This is a genomic window from uncultured Maribacter sp., assembly GCF_947500985.1.
Classification (GTDB): Bacteria; Bacteroidota; Bacteroidia; order Flavobacteriales; family Flavobacteriaceae; genus Maribacter.
In genome coordinates this window covers 306616-322443 of the sequence record NZ_CANMTX010000005.1, presented here as the reverse complement: position 1 = coordinate 322443, position 15828 = coordinate 306616, and the positions used below count along the sequence as shown (strand labels likewise).

Sequence of the window (15828 nt, the reverse complement as noted above, 5' to 3'; positions counted from 1 at the left end):
ATTCAAAATATTCCCAATTAATTAGAAATACCATATGGAAGAAAAGAAATTTGATGTACAATCCATAATTGGCTTCGTGCTTATTTTTGGAATACTCATCTTCATGTTTTACCAAAATCAACCAACTCCAGAAGAGTTAGAGGCAGAAAAGGCAAAGCAAGAACAAGTAGAGGCTGCAAAAGCATCAGAAAATTCAGAAACAGAAACTGTTATTAATGATGTACCACAGTTAGATTTACAAGATTCAACCGCAGTTGCCAATTACCAAGGTAAACTTGGTGCTTTTGGTTTTACAAAACCTTCTAATGATATTACTACTTTAGAGAACGATATTCTTTTATTGAAAATCAGCAATAAAGGTGGGCAGATTGTAGAGGCGAAAATGAAACAATTCGTTACTTACGATTCTATACCAGTATATTTAATAAAGGATGGTAATGCTTCCTTCGGATTGGATTTTGCCACTTCAGATACTAGAACGTTGAATACTCAAGATTTATATTTTGAGCCATCAATGACCAATGATAATGGCAACCAAGTATTGTCATTAAAAGCGAAAACTTCGAGCAATCAATATCTAGAATATAGATATGAAATGAAGCCAGATGACTATTTGGTAGACTTCACAATCAAGTCAAAAGGCTTGGATAATGTTATTAGTTCTAGCAAACCAGTTCAATTAGATTGGAAGTTAAAAGGTATTCGTCATTCTAAAAGTATTCAGTACGAGAATAGGTATACACGTTTAACTTATAATCATGAAGATGATAAAATAAGCAAGCTTTCTGAAGGTAGCGATGATGACGAGACTGAAGAGGATGTAAAGTGGATTTCTTACAGACAACACTTTTTTAGCAGTATTCTAGCGGCAGACCAACCTTTTAAAAGTGGAGATTTAACTTCTGTTAATTTAGTAGAAGAGGAAAGTAAAACTTTCGGATTTACAAAAGAATACGCATCTGCACTACCAGTAGAACTGGAAGGCGGAGAAATTTCTAAAGATTTGCATTGGTATTTCGGTCCTACGGATGTAGATACCCTTTCTCAATATGAAGATTTAGGTTTGGTAGATTCTATTCCTTTTGGTTGGGGTATTTTCGGGTGGATAAACCGTTATGTATTTACACCTTTTTACGGGTTGATCAGCACGTATTTCCCTTACGGTATAGCTATTGTTATTATGACCATTCTAGTTCGTTTGGCAATGTCTCCTGTAACATACAAATCGTATTTGTCTCAAGCTAAGATGAAGGTGTTAAAACCAGAAATTACAGAGCTAGGGGAGAAGTACAAAGATAATGCGATGAAGAAGCAGCAAGAAACCATGAAACTGTATGGTAAGGCTGGTGTCAGTCCCATGAGTGGTTGTATACCTGCAGTAATACAAATGCCAATTTTCTATGCGCTGTTCATGTTTTTTCCAACATCTTTTGCATTAAGACAAAAGCCTTTTTTATGGGCAGACGACCTTTCTTCTTTTGATACCATTTATCAATTTCCAGAAGGATTCTCAATTCCTTTCTATGGTGACCACGTAAGTTTGTTTCCAATATTGGCATCTATAGCAATTTTCTTTTACATGAATATGACTACGGGTCAAAACATGCCAACACAACCAGGTATGCCAAACATGAAATTTATCATGTACCTGATGCCATTTATGATGTTGTTTTTCTTTAACAACTATGCGAGTGGTTTAAGTTTGTACTATTTTGTGTCTAACTTAATTACAATTGGTATTATGTTGGTCATTAAGAATGTTATCATAGATAATGATAAGATACATGCCCAAATACAAGAGAATAAGAAGAAACCTAAGAAGGAAAATAAGTTCCAAAAGAAAATGCGTGAGATGATGGAACAAGCAGAAGCGCAGAAGAAGAATTAAAAAAAACCGTATTATTATAAAAATAAAAAGCCCTTTCAAAATTGAAAGGGCTTTTGCCATTGGTTAAGGCTTGGTTTGGTAAGATTTGGGATGTCAAAGATGTAATTAATTTAAAGTTCTATAAAAAGTTAGTTGTAAAGGGTGGCATATTGTATGTTAAAAGAGTGTATGATGATGTGTGAGTTTTTTTGAAATAGAATACTCTCTTTGAATTGCAGCTTTTGTAGAAATAAAAGGTTAAAATGTTTAGATACATCATATAAAAAATCAAAGATTGCAAAATATTGGTTACAGCTTCAATAACATTGTAAAAGGTTAAATTGACTATCTACTTTTGATAGGTAGCATACTTAATAGTATAGTTCTATCGTATTCTAAAGGTTATTATTAAACGGGTGACATTGAAAATAAGCTAAGTATTCTTAAAGCTTTATAAAAAAAGAGCCGCATTATGCGGCTCTTTAAGTTTTGAAAAAAGATAAAAGTTAGTTCGTTGTGTCTGGTATCATAACGGTGTCGATAGCATGTATAACACCATTGTTAGCTTGAACATCTACCGCAATAATACCGATTTCTGAATTACCCGAACCATCAGTAATGGTAACGTTACCATCACCGTCGATAGTGAAAGTTAAGGTGTCACCTTCTAGAGTAGCAGGAGAAACCAATCCATTAGTTAGATCGCCAGAAACGATATTGGCTCCAGCAATAACATGATGGTTTAATACAGCAGTTAAAACATCTCCGCTTGGTACTGCTGCTAATTCTGCAAATGCTCCATTAGTAGGTGCAAATACTGTAAAAGGTGCAGGATCTGTACCGGTGTCAGTACTTAAAATACTAACAAAGTCTGGTTGACCTTCAGCGGTTAAAGCGCCTACAAGAGAACTGAAGTTAGGGTCAGCTGTTGCGAACGTTACCACACTTGGTAAATCAATTACCATATCTACCGCATGTATAATTCCGTTGGTGGCAACAATATCAGCTGCAGCAACTGTACTTGTTCCATTTAATGTTACGCCATCATCTACATTCACATATATACTTAAATTATCGCCATCTACATTAGTCGCAGCAGTGTTAAAATATGTATTAGAAAGACTTGCTGCATTAGCTGCTGCACCAGAAATTACGTGGTTTGCTAAAATACTATTGATGTCATTATCTGAAGGATTTGTAAAATTGTCAAAAGCGGAATTTAAAGGAGCAAATACGGTAAAGTCAGTTTCTGAATCTGAAAGTAATGTTGTAAAAATTGTATTGCCATCTGTAGTTAAGGCACCTACTAAAGATGTTAAGTTAGGGTTTGCTATTGCATGATCAACAATATTTGGTAGACCTATAACGGCATCAACAATATGTACTACTCCGTTTATGGCTTTATTATCTGCAGCGGTTACTGTTGAAACACCATTAATAAGAACGCCATCTTCTATATTTATGAACATACTAAGATTTGCGTCATCAGGACCTGCAGTTGAAAGAGAGGAAACATATCCGGTAGCTAAATCAGTTGATAAATTAGTACCTGATACAACATGGTTTAATAAAACCTGCGTAAGAACATCTGTTGGAATATCACTAAGAGCAGCAAAATCATTTGCTTCTAAAAAAGCAGCAAAGGCATCATTTGTTGGGGCAAATACGGTAAAAGGACCTTCACCTGCCAATACTGTGGGTAATTCGCCATCTGCAGCAACCAAAGCCTCAACTAATATACTTAAACTTGGTACTGAAATAGCCAAATCGGTAATTGAAGTCAATAGAACTCCGCTTAATGCATCTAAGGCTTCTTGAGGAATCAATACTTTATCGATTATATGTACGATTCCGTTTTCTGTTTCTACGTCAGCTGTAGTTACCGTAGCCATTTCGTCTGCGGCATCTGTAAAAATAACTCCGTTAGCAATGCTAACAGTTAGTGTTTCTCCTTGTAGTGTTGTAATGGTTTGCCCCTCTGTTAAATCCCCAGAACTTACTGCAGCTCCAGATACTACATGATATTTTAAAATTGTTGCCAATAAGTCTTGTAATTGCTCATTGTTAAAATCATCTAATGAGTCAAATCCATCTAATCGAGCTAATAGACTTGCAAATGCATCATTTGTCGGTGCTAAAACCGTAAATGGACCTTCGCTACTTAAAGCTGTAATTAAATCATTATTTGCACTTTCATCTGCTTTTGTAAGTGCTGATACTAGAGAGCTTAAAGAACTGGTTTTTTGTGCAGCCTCTACTATGTTGTCTTCTTCAACGATAATTACTGGATCGTCATTGTCATCATCACTGCAAGAAGCAGCAAAAACTAACAGCATTACCATTGCTGTCGATTTTAAAATTTTACCTAGATTTTTCATTTTTATATTTTTTGTTGAACTATTATGATGTAAAGCTAAACAAAAAATAAATACATTTAAAATGAAGATATGATAGGTATAGGTCTAAATAATTACATTATGTTGTAAAATATGACTGATAATTGTAGATAATAGAAGGGTTTACTTTAAATTATGATTTAATATTGTTGAATATAAATTGGTAAAAGTTTAACATTTTTATCGATAATAAATGATTCAGTTTTAACATTTTAAAAGGTTTTTGGATAAAAAAACTATTTTTTTTGATGAGACATGTGAGTTGTAAAAAAAGTATTTCTGAAATGAAATTTTGTAATTTTGTACCGACCAAGTATAAGAAATGAAAAAAGTAGTAATAGGACTTTCTGGAGGAGTAGATTCAAGCGTAGCTGCATACTTGCTAAAAGAGCAGGGTTATGATGTTATTGGTTTGTTTATGAAGAATTGGCATGATGATTCGGTAACAATATCAGAAGAGTGTCCGTGGTTAGAAGATAGCAACGATGCATTAATTGTCGCTGAAAAATTGGGTATTCCGTTTCAAACAGTTGATTTAAGTACTGAGTATAAAGAGCGTATAGTTGATTATATGTTTAAGGAATATGAAATGGGACGCACCCCGAACCCTGATGTGCTTTGCAATAGAGAAATCAAGTTTGATGTATTTATGAAAATAGCCATGCAATTAGGGGCAGACTATGTTGCCACAGGTCATTATTGTAGAAAAGGAACACTTCATAATTCTGATGGTTCTGAGACATATCAATTATTGGCAGGAAAAGATGGTAATAAAGACCAATCTTATTTCTTATGTCAATTATCGCAAGAGCAATTATCAAAAACATTATTTCCGATAGGGGAATTGACCAAGCCACAGGTGAGGGAAATTGCCAAGAAAATGGATTTGATTACTGCAGATAAAAAAGACTCACAGGGTTTATGCTTTATTGGTAAGGTTAGATTGCCAGAGTTTTTACAACAGCAATTAAAACCAAAAACTGGTAAAATTGTTGAGATCCCGGCAGCTTTTGGTAGTTACGAAAGAGCTATACCATCGTTTTCAGATAAAAACGCTGAATTAGAATTTTATGCAGAGAAACCTGTTTATCATTTAACTGATGGTAAAATAGTTGGTGAGCACCAAGGTGCGCATTATTTTACTAAAGGGCAACGTAAAGGGTTGCATGTAGGTGGTACAAAAGAACCGTTATTTGTCATAGATACCGATGTTAACGAAAATGTTATTTACACAGGTCAAGGTAAAGCACACCCAGGTTTATATAGAAGAACGTTATTTGTAAAAGATGAAGAAATACATTGGGTGCGTACAGATTTAGCTTTGAAGATTGATGAGAAATTAGAAGTAAAAGCACGTATTAGATATCGTCAAGAATTACAAGAAGCTACTATATATAGAGTAGAAGGTGGTATGTATGTTGATTTTAAAGAAATGCAATCTGCAATTACCGAAGGTCAATTTGTAGCATGGTATATTGAAGATGACCTTATAGGGTCAGGTGTAATTTCTTAACTAGACGGTTACATTTTAAAGAGCTTAATAGTATCTTTAAAATGTAATCTTTTATTCGATAATCGAGATTTAAGTGTTTTAATGCTTGTGTCGAATTCTATATTAAATTTTCAATACAAAGCTTTGGGTGATTTATCCAAGGTAAATTACTTCATTCATGCAAAATAGAATTACTGAACTTTTTAAGATAGAATTTCCGATAGTTCAAGGAGGAATGATTTGGACCAGCGGATGGCGATTAGCCAGTGCTGTTTCTAATAGTGGAGGTTTAGGTGTTATTGGTTCCGGTAGCATGTATCCTGATGTTTTACGCGAGCATATTCAAAAATGCAAGAAGGCGACTTCGAAACCTTTTGCGGTCAATGTACCTATGTTGTATCCTGATATTGATAAATTGATGGATATTATTATTGAGGAGGATGTAAAAATTGTATTTACATCTGCAGGAAATCCGAAAACTTGGACATCTTTCCTAAAAGAAAAAGGAATTACCGTTGTACATGTAGTAAGTAGCTTGAAGTTTGCATTAAAAGCACAGGAAGCCGGAGTAGATGCTATTGTTGCAGAAGGCTTTGAAGCAGGCGGACATAATGGTAGAGATGAAACTACAACTTTAGTTTTGATTCCTGCAGTGAAAGAAAAAATAACTATACCCTTAATTGCAGCAGGAGGTATTGCCACTGGTAAAGCAATGTTAGCTGCTATGGTTTTAGGTGCTGATGGTGTACAAGTGGGCAGTCGATTTGTAGCTAGTGAAGAAGCATCGAATCACATGAACTTTAAAGAGGTAGTGGTGAATGCCAAAGAAGGGGATACGCAGTTGACATTAAAAGAATTGGCTCCCGTTCGTTTAGTGAAAAACAAATTCTATAACGAGGTGCAAAAAGCATACGCTGACGGAGCAACTAACGAAGAATTGAAAACCCTTTTAGGTAGAGGTCGTGCCAAAAAAGGTATGTTCTTAGGCGACTTAGAAGATGGCGAGCTAGAAATAGGTCAAGTATCTGCTTTGATACACGACATAAAACCCGCTGGTGAAATTATTAAAGAGATGATGAGTGAGTTTTATAGTAGTATAGAACTAATATCCTCAATCTAAATTATCCTATTTTAATATTTGTAAAATTAGATTTTATTTTTTCAATATTTTATAACTTGTTTAGAATCAATATTTGAAACTTCTTTTATATTTGATTACTTATCAAACCAAAATAATATGAATACTCTTAAAACAACATTAGTTTTCTTTTTACTAGCAGTTTTCAGCTTAAATGTTACTCAAGCGCAAGAAGGACATCCTTTAGAAGGAAAATGGAATTTAACGATTGATCAAGAAGGAGAAAAATTACCATCTTGGTTAGAAATTAGACATTCAGGTACCAATACATTGATTGGACGATTTACCTATGCTTTTGGTAGCGCAAGACCAGTTGCTGAAATTGAAAAGCACGGTGAATTGTTTTCTTTTGAAATTCCGCCACAATGGGAGCCTGGAGCTTCCAATATGGAATTTGAAGGAAAAATTGTAGGTGACGGATTAGCAGGAACCATGATTTATGTAGATGGAAAAACTTATAATTGGACAGCGACCAAATCGCCTAAGCTTCCGTATTATGCAAATGTGAAAGAAGGTAAGACTGTTAAACTATTTAATGGCAAGAATTTAAACGGATGGGTGATGAAGCCTGGCAATCAATGGGCAGTTTTAGATGGTATACTTACAAGTGCTAAACCTGGAGTAAATTTAATATCTGAAGAAAAATTTAATGATTTTAAATTGCATGCAGAATTTAGATATCCAGAAGGTAGTAATAGTGGTATATATTTAAGAGGACGCTATGAAGTACAGATTGCTGATAATATAGGTTTGGAACCATCGTCTATTTATTTTGGAGGAATCTATGGTTTACTTACACCAAATGAAAACGCGGCTATGAAAGCAGGGAAGTGGCAGACATACGATATTACCTTAATTGGTAGAAGAGTTACTATTGTAGCTAATGGAAAGACTGTAATTTCAAATCAGAATATTGAAGCGATGACCGGAGGTGCTTTAGACAATAATGAAGCTGAAGCCGGACCAATAATGATACAAGGTGATCATGGACCGGTAGAATTTAGAAAATTAGAAATTATACCTTTTAGTAAAGGATAGTTTTAGAAGATATGCTTAATAAAAAAGCCTCCATTTTTGGAGGCTTTTTTTATTCACTTTAGTTGATTTCAGTAATTATAGCCAAGGCTCTAACTTCTTCATCTTTATTAACAAAGATTTCGACCAACTCAGGTAAAGGAGTGCCAAAACCTGCTAGGCGTGCAGATTCCGTTTCATCTTTAAGAATAGGTTCAATGTTATTTTCTTTTAATGCAAGTTCTACGCGTTGTGCTGCAATGCTATTGCCACCGAATACTTTTATATAGTTTGAGTCCATAATAATTAATTTAAATTTTTAGTTGCGTCTTTTATATAGATATTAAAATTTTTAAAAGTGTTTGTCAAAATTTCAATTTGTTCTTGTGCTTCTACCCAATTTTTTTGTTCGATTGCTTCTCTAACTCCCGGTAAAGTTTTTACGCCGTAACCTGTGTAAAAACCTGGTGCGTAAATTTGATGTTTAAACCATGGTCTACGAGGCAAGCCTTTCTCTGATGTAAGCATCTGTTCCGCTTGCATTAAACGCTTATTGAGCTCTTCTTTCGATTTTTTAGATAGGGTAGTTATGTTGATTTTTTCAAACTCGGTAATAGTTTCGTTAAGTATTACCAATTCATTTTGTAAAGGTGAAAAATCTATATAAGGAATGAGTTGTTTTTTCGTAGGAGTTTTAACTTTTTTAATTGGGTCTGCCGCTAATTCATATGATTTTAGAGAAACCATTTTGTTGTGCTTTAGCACCTCTTTTCTCATACTTTCTGTTTCATCAATAATTTCAGTCAAATAATTTGAAATAGTCGAATGCCATTGCGAGAAGTTTAACGGAATAACATCTGCATTTGCTAAACGTAAGGTAATTAAACCTGCAGTATTCGCTAAAGCAATGCCATAGGCAAATTCTGGATCTTTAAATCTTTTGTAATGTGGGTAGGTATCGTAAATGGTATGATATTCTCCGCCGCCATTTTCCCCGCCAAAACCAAGATTCAAGGCAGCAATACCTGCATGTTGAATAAACGGAGTGTAATCAGAACCAGAGCCTAATGCATAAAGATGAAAAGAGTCGTCACCACCGCTAACCATATTTGCAGCAATTCTACGGTCTTTAACCGATACTTTCGTTTGTGGATCAACAACAGTACCTGCCACTTCGCTTACCATGGCCTGCAGTGAATGTGATCCACCGGCGCTTAAGAATCCGCGACCGTTACCATCAGTATTTATATAGGCAACTACCTTTTCTTGTAGTTCTTTTTTATGATCTTCAACCCATTCAGTAGAACCGATTAATCCTGGTTCTTCAGCATCCCATGCGCAGAATACTAAGGTGCGTTTTGGTTTTTGTCCTTTTTTGGCAAGTTCACCAATGGCGCGAGCTTCTTCCATAAGGGCGACCAAACCACTAATTGGGTCATTGGCACCATGTACCCATGCATCATGGTGATTACCACGCATAACCCACTGATCTGGAAATTCAGTTCCTTTCAAAGTAGCAATAACGTTATGGGCGGGTACCAGTTTCCAATCGAATGTAAGTTTTAAATGAACGGTAGCTAGTCCTGGTCCTATATGATAAGTTATTGGCAATCCGCCTCGCCAAGATTCTGGCGCAACGGTACCATCTAAGGCAGATAATAGCGGTAGTGCATCTTCGTAAGAAATTGGCAAAACAGGAATTTTAGTTATAGTAGGGGCATCTTTTCTGTCTAGTCTTTTAGCATCTTTTGTAGCTGCATAACCGGGAGTTAATACATCGCCAGGATATGTTGGCATATCCATCACCGAACCACGTTGTACTCCGGTTTTATTCTTGTAGGCACCTTTTGGGTAGACATCTCCTTGTCCGTAGCCATCATCCTCTGGGTCAGAATAAATAATACAACCGATAGCACCTTTTTCGGCAGCTAATTTTGGTTTAATACCACGCCATGAACCTTGGTATTTGGCAATTACTATTTTACCTTTTACGCTGATGCCTAGTTTTTCTAGTTCTTCGTAATCTTTCGGAATTCCGTAATTAACAAAAACTAATTCTGCTTCAACATCACCATCGGTAGAGAAAGCATTGTAGCTTGGTAATAAGGCATCGCCTTGTGCGGTAAATGGATCGCCTTCTACTGGTACAGCTGTTAATTTAGCCTTGTATTGTGTAGGGCCGGTTAATTCTAAAACTCTTTCTGTTGGATAAGGAAATAGAATTTGATAGGTCTCTATTTTGGTATCGTAACCCCAAGATTCGAATTGAGTTTTAATCCATTTTGCATTTTCTTCTCCGAATTTGGTGCCTACCCAATGAGGTTCTGCAGCCATTTTCTGCATCCATTCGTCAAGGTTTGTTGCATTTAATTTTTCTTCAAAGCTTTTTTCGAGCTGTAGTTGTTTGTTGGCGTTCTCAGAAGAAAATCCGATAATTGAATTTTGTGAATATCCGTTGAGGACCAATAAAAGAAATAGGGTGGTGAATAATTGTTTCATAATAAAATATAGTTGTTGAGGTTTAATTAGTTTAGACAAAAGGGAGCACCAATTAGTAGTTTGTTATAAACTCTAGTTATGCTCTCAATAAAAATAATATGTCAAAGTAAATTCATTTTTCAAAGTGTTATATTTAATTGAGACTTACGCTATGCTCTTCAGTTTTATGATGTTTTAAAGAATTTGTGTTGATGGTAAAATAAAAGGTGCTACCTACATTTTCTTCAGATTCTACCCATATTTTACCTAAGTGGTGATCTACTATTTTTTTGCTTCCGTACAGTCCGATACCCGATCCTTCGAATTTAGATTGGTTGTGAAGCTTATGAAAAGCTTTAAATATATTTTCAAGATGTTCTTTTGGTATTCCAATGCCATTATCGGAAACACTAAACAGGTATTCATTATCTTTCTTTTCAGACGAGATGTTAATAACCATTAGCCCATTATTGGTTTTAAATTTCAGTGCATTATGAACTAAATTTTGAAAAAGCATTCTAATATCGCTAGGTCTAGCAATCAATGTAGGCATATCGTCAATGTTTAATGTTGCCTTAGAGTCTTTAATACTTTCTGATAAATCATCAATAACTAACGCTATAACTTCATTGAGATTTACAAATTCCATTCCGCTAGAATTCCCGATTTCAGCATATTTTAAAAGACCTTCTACCAAATTTGTAAGCCTTGTAGAGCTGCTCTGTAAATGCTTTAAATAGTTGTCGAAATTCGCATAGTTAGCTGCTGTATGTTGTTTTTCTAATTCTGTGGAAATGACTTTTATATTGTTTAAAGGTCCTCTTAAATCATGGGTAACAATAAAGGTGAATTCTTCAATATGCGTATTTTTTAATTCAAGTTCATTGTTTAAAACGGCTAATTTGTTGTTTTGATTTCTTAGGTCGCTTTGGGCTTTTTTAAGATTAAGTTCACTTTCTTTTAAAGCGGTAATATGGTTTTCTAGATCGGAGGTATACGTTTTCGTCTTATTTTCATCATACATGCTAAATGTAAGAGAAAGCCAGCCTAAGCAAGCTAAAAACGCAAAAATTTCATCGAACGGAACATCTATAGTCCCTAAAAAAGGTTCGTATATTGAAATATAAATAGTAGGTACTATAAATGCTAGAATATCAAAACCGATAATTAGATTTCTTAACTTAGGGTTTCTACGATAACCTATATACGCTAAGAAACCCATTGTAGCAAATGCAACTGCTTGCCCAAAAAAACCACCTATTAAAAATATAAGGCTCATAAACATGACCGGGGGAAAAAGGGTCATATATATTCTAGTGGCTTTATGAAGTTTTAAACGATTTAATATAAATCCAATGCCGAAACCTAAAGCAACAATAAATGCCAGTACTCGTTCGGTATAAGCATGAAAAAGAAGAGTATATATAAATACAGCAAATGTAAAAATTGATGATATTATGGTTATTAAACCAAATTCATCTAAAAAGTTGATTTTTTTTGCGCCTTTATTAGAAGTGTTTTGTTTAGACAAACTGTAAATTTTAAAGTGCTTTATTTTTCGAGAGTCAAATAGGCGATTTTTTTATAATAACTCTCAACTAGTAAAATATGAAGAATTGGGGGAGTTTTTTAAAGATTCATATTTTACATAAATATAATAAAGAGCAGCTTATAAAATTAGAAAAGACACCTTTTATTGGTGCCTTTTAATACTTATTTTTCTTTTAAACCTTTTACTATGAAACACTCATAGGAACTTCCATGACTAGAATTTTTGATTTATCAATAATTTTGAAATTTATAGCCAATATGAAATTCAATTACCCTCGTTTGTAGAAAATGGTACGGGCGATATAACATCAGAATTGCAAGCAGCGTATCTTCTAAGATAGCTTAAAGAAGACCCTTCGCTTTTATTTCTAAATACTTATTAATAGTGTTAATAGTCAAATCTTCGGGTTTAGTTAGAATAGTCTGTATGCCATACTTTCTAAGTTCATTGACTACCAATTGTTTCTCGTAGATAAATTTTTCTGCAATAGCTTGTTCGTAAATCTCAAGAGTATTGTTTGGTTTTTCTTTGGCATAAGATATAAGTTCAGAATTTTCAAAGAATATGACTACCAATAAATGTTGTTTTGCAATCGCTTGTAAATAAGGTAATTGTCGGTGTAAAGCATCTAATGTTTCAAAATTGGTATATAATAGCAAAAGGCTCCTTTGTGGTAAATGCCTTTTTACATCAATATATAATCTACTAAAATCACTCTCAACAAAATTAGTGTTTAGGTTATAAAGCGTTTCAAGAATGAGGTTCATTTGAGAACTTCTCCGTTCTGCAACGACCCTATTTTCTATCTTATTACTAAAAGCGAACATACCTGCTTTATCGTTCTTTTTAAGGGCAATACTGCTAATGACCAAAGTGGCGTTGATTGCGTAATCGAGTAAGCTAAGCGAATTAAAAGGCATTTTCATTACCCTTCCTTTGTCAATAATAGAATATATTGGTTGTGATTTTTCATCTTGAAATTGGTTGACCATTAACTGACCTCTTTTAGCTGTCGCCTTCCAATTTATATTACGAATGTCATCGCCTTGTATGTAATCTTTTATTTGCTCGAACTCCATCGTATGACCGATGCGGCGAATTTTTTTAATTCCGAATTCAAGTAATCGATTACTAAAAGCTAAAAGCTCATATCTACGAAGTTGTAAAAATGACGGATACACAGGTACCTCCTTATCTTGGTCGTATGTATATTTTTTAGCTAGAAATCCGATAGGGGAAGTAGCGAATACATTTAAATTCCCGAAACTATAAACTCCGCGTTCAACAGGTCTTACATTATAGGTGTAAAATTTCTGTTCTCCGGATTTTACTATACTCCGAAAATTAAAGTCGCGTTTCTGAAATTGGAAAGGAAGTTCGTCAATTATGTTTACTCGGCTTGAAAATAAGTATTGATTGGTAACTTGTATTTTGATATTATTTTCATCGCCATTAGAAAGTTTATCAGGTACTATTCTGTCGGCAACTATGTTTCCTTTTGATAAAAACAGAAGAATAATATCTACTATTATTAGCACTAAAAACAGATAGAAAAGTAGTTGGGCAATAAATGATATATTCTCAAAAATATAGGAAACTAGAAAGCACAAGATAATACCCGTTAATACTAGGAAGAATCTTTTTTGAAGAAATATATTTTTGAAAACCTTTTTCACGATTATTTATCTAGGAATTTCGATAGTTTGAATAAGGTCACTGATCATTTTTTCTGCGGTGTAGCCTTCCATTTCTCGTTCAGGTGTTAATATAATTCTATGACCTAAAATAGGACCTACTACCTTCTTGATATCATCTGGGGTTATAAAATCTCTACCATTTATAGCAGCAACGGCTTTAGACGCATCTAGTATGGCTATAGAGGCTCTTGGAGAAGCTCCTAAATATAAATTGGCATTAGTTCTTGTATTGTTCACAATGGCAGCAATGTACTTTAGTAAATTATCTTCGACGATTATGTCTTTTATCACTAATTGATACGCTGCAATTTGTTCTGCAGAAAGAACAGAATCAATCAATGCTTCCACATTAGTATTTTTCTGTTGATGCTTGTTTTCTAAAATTTGTATTTCTTCTTCTAAAGTAGGGTAGTGTACATTTATTTTAAAAAGAAAACGGTCTAATTGAGCTTCTGGCAATCGGTAGGTACCTTCTTGTTCAATTGGGTTTTGAGTGGCAAAAACCAAAAATGGAGGTTGCATTTCAAATTCATTTCCATCAATAGTAATTTGTCGCTCTGCCATGGCTTCAAAAAGAGCAGCTTGGGTTTTGGCTGGTGCACGGTTTATCTCATCAATTAAAACAATATTTGAGAATATAGGTCCCTTTTTGAATTCAAATTCTGAGGTCTTTACGTTGAATATAGACGTACCCAAAATATCGCTAGGCATTAAATCTGGCGTAAACTGAATTCTGCTGAAATCTACATTCATTGTTTTTGCCAAGAGTTTTGCGGTCACTGTTTTTGCTACACCTGGTACACCTTCAATAAGAGAATGACCGTTAGCTAAAATAGAAACAATTAATAATTCGATCATTTCTTGCTGACCGATAATTACTTTACCTAATTCTGCTTTTACTTTGGCTACAGACTCCTGTAGTTTGGTTAGGTCTATGCGCGAATTAAATTCTACGTTGTTTTCATCTTGTGTATTATCTTCCATAAGATTGTTTAAATGTATTTATTTTCTGAACTAGGGTTAAAGAGTCTTGTTCAGTATGTATAGGTTTATTTTTTAGACTAAGTATGAGGTCCACTAGAGTTTTTGTTTCCTCTCTAGATTTTCCAGCTTTAGCACTTAATTGGGTAATAAAGTTTTCATCTAACACTGTGGTGTTTACATAGTATCTATTTCTAATGTAGGTTAAAAAATAGGTAATTTTTTTATCGTTCAAATTCGCATAATCTTTATGTTGATAGTACAATGAACCAACAGTTTTTGCAAATTCTACAGAAGAGTTTTCTAAAGGTTTTATAATAGGGATTATTCGCTGTTCTCTTTTGGCTTTAAATATTACAAAGAGTAGTAAGCCTACAACAAGTAAATAATAGCTCCATTTTAATGCGGGTTGATTTAAAATGAATCGCATTGGTGATGTTATAACTTTTCTGCCAGATTTCTTATAATCATCCCAAAATAAAAGATGATCATTTAGATACGAAAAACTCTGAGCGCTGTAGTTTCTATTGTCACCAAGTACGTAATAGTTAGTATATGCGATTGGTAAGGTATTGATAATGAAACTTCCTTCACCAAAAGATGTCTTTATAAAATTGGGTTTTACTCTAATTTCATCCTTATTATTTTCTAAAAATGTTGAGGATTTAAATTGTATGTGTCCCAGTATTTCCGTGTTTGCCGTATCTACACTAATGAAATAAGAAGGATCGACTCCTCTTTCAAAATAGAAATATTCTTGTTTAAAATTTTGATTTGAGAAAGAAGCTTTAACCGAGTCTTCTTGTATATCATATTGCTGTGTAATTTCAATATTCAAAGTATCGGCTAATTGCCCTGTAAGATTGCTACTGGCTATAAAAACTTGATTACCATTGGCTACATAATTTAAAACTTGATTTGTTTCTTGTTCATCTAAATAGATAAAATCATTAATCATTAAATAGTTCGAAGCTATGGTAGAATCTCGCTCTATAAGCAAATCGTAAATACTCTTTTCAACAGATTCAATTTCGCTGTTCGGAAATATTGAAGGCAGCTCATTATAAAGAACAAAACAACCAAACGGAATTTTAGATACTGATGTGTACGACGGTCTCCAATTTATGGGTCTAGGGCGAACTATTTCGGTTACGATGATACCAATTAGCACCGCAATCAAAAGCCCAAGTATTATTTTAGAACGCTTACCCAA

The 15828-nt window shown here is 34.1% G+C and carries 11 protein-coding genes; 4 read left to right on the top strand and 7 right to left on the bottom strand.

The window, feature by feature from the left end; translation table 11 throughout:
* Positions 1 to 34 precede the first annotated feature (34 nt).
* Positions 35 to 1888, top strand: a complete 1854-nt coding sequence (gene yidC / locus Q0871_RS13325) for a membrane protein insertase YidC (RefSeq protein ID WP_299324582.1) — start codon at positions 35 to 37, stop codon at positions 1886 to 1888.
* A gap of 485 nt (positions 1889 to 2373) precedes the next feature.
* Here yidC and Q0871_RS13320 read toward each other — a convergent pair whose 3' ends face one another.
* Positions 2374 to 4245, bottom strand: coding sequence for a fasciclin domain-containing protein (locus Q0871_RS13320; protein WP_299324578.1), 1872 nt, complete (start codon positions 4243 to 4245; stop codon positions 2374 to 2376).
* A gap of 340 nt (positions 4246 to 4585) precedes the next feature.
* Here Q0871_RS13320 and mnmA point away from each other — a divergent pair, with 340 nt between their 5' ends.
* The 3 genes from mnmA (at position 4586) to Q0871_RS13305 (ending at position 7931) form a co-directional block, all read left to right on the top strand.
* Positions 4586 to 5776 carry a tRNA 2-thiouridine(34) synthase MnmA gene (mnmA, locus tag Q0871_RS13315; RefSeq protein WP_299324574.1) on the top strand — a complete coding sequence of 397 codons (1191 nt, stop codon included), beginning with the start codon at positions 4586 to 4588 and terminating at the stop codon, positions 5774 to 5776.
* A 157-nt stretch (positions 5777 to 5933) separates the two neighbouring features.
* The gene (locus tag Q0871_RS13310; protein WP_299324569.1) at positions 5934 to 6875 is read left to right on the top strand and encodes a nitronate monooxygenase; all 942 of its coding nucleotides are present in this window, start codon (positions 5934 to 5936) and stop codon (positions 6873 to 6875) included.
* A gap of 117 nt (positions 6876 to 6992) precedes the next feature.
* Positions 6993 to 7931, top strand: coding sequence for a DUF1080 domain-containing protein (locus Q0871_RS13305; RefSeq protein ID WP_299324566.1), 939 nt, complete (start codon positions 6993 to 6995; stop codon positions 7929 to 7931).
* 58 nt (positions 7932 to 7989) lie between these two features.
* Here Q0871_RS13305 and Q0871_RS13300 read toward each other — a convergent pair whose 3' ends face one another.
* The 6 genes from Q0871_RS13300 to Q0871_RS13275 form a co-directional block, all read right to left on the bottom strand.
* Positions 7990 to 8208 (bottom strand): DUF2007 domain-containing protein, encoded by a 219-nt coding sequence (locus tag Q0871_RS13300; RefSeq protein WP_299324561.1) that lies wholly within the window; start codon positions 8206 to 8208, stop codon positions 7990 to 7992.
* A gap of 5 nt (positions 8209 to 8213) precedes the next feature.
* The gene (locus Q0871_RS13295) at positions 8214 to 10406 is read right to left on the bottom strand and encodes a transferrin receptor-like dimerization domain-containing protein (protein ID WP_299324557.1); all 2193 of its coding nucleotides are present in this window, start codon (positions 10404 to 10406) and stop codon (positions 8214 to 8216) included.
* Positions 10407 to 10539: 133 nt separating this feature from the next.
* Entirely contained in the window at positions 10540 to 11916 is a 1377-nt protein-coding gene (locus Q0871_RS13290; RefSeq protein ID WP_299324552.1) for an ATP-binding protein, read from the bottom strand.
* A 362-nt stretch (positions 11917 to 12278) separates the two neighbouring features.
* Positions 12279 to 13613, bottom strand: a complete 1335-nt coding sequence (locus tag Q0871_RS13285; RefSeq protein WP_299324548.1) for a DUF58 domain-containing protein — start codon at positions 13611 to 13613, stop codon at positions 12279 to 12281.
* A 6-nt stretch (positions 13614 to 13619) separates the two neighbouring features.
* Positions 13620 to 14618: a MoxR family ATPase gene (locus Q0871_RS13280; protein ID WP_299324544.1), complete on the bottom strand. Its 999-nt coding sequence runs from the start codon at positions 14616 to 14618 to the stop codon at positions 13620 to 13622.
* On the bottom strand, positions 14608 to 15828 hold the full coding sequence (locus tag Q0871_RS13275) for a DUF4350 domain-containing protein (RefSeq protein ID WP_299324537.1): 1221 nt from the start codon (positions 15826 to 15828) through the stop codon (positions 14608 to 14610). Before Q0871_RS13275 ends, Q0871_RS13280 begins: the two co-directional genes overlap by 11 nt.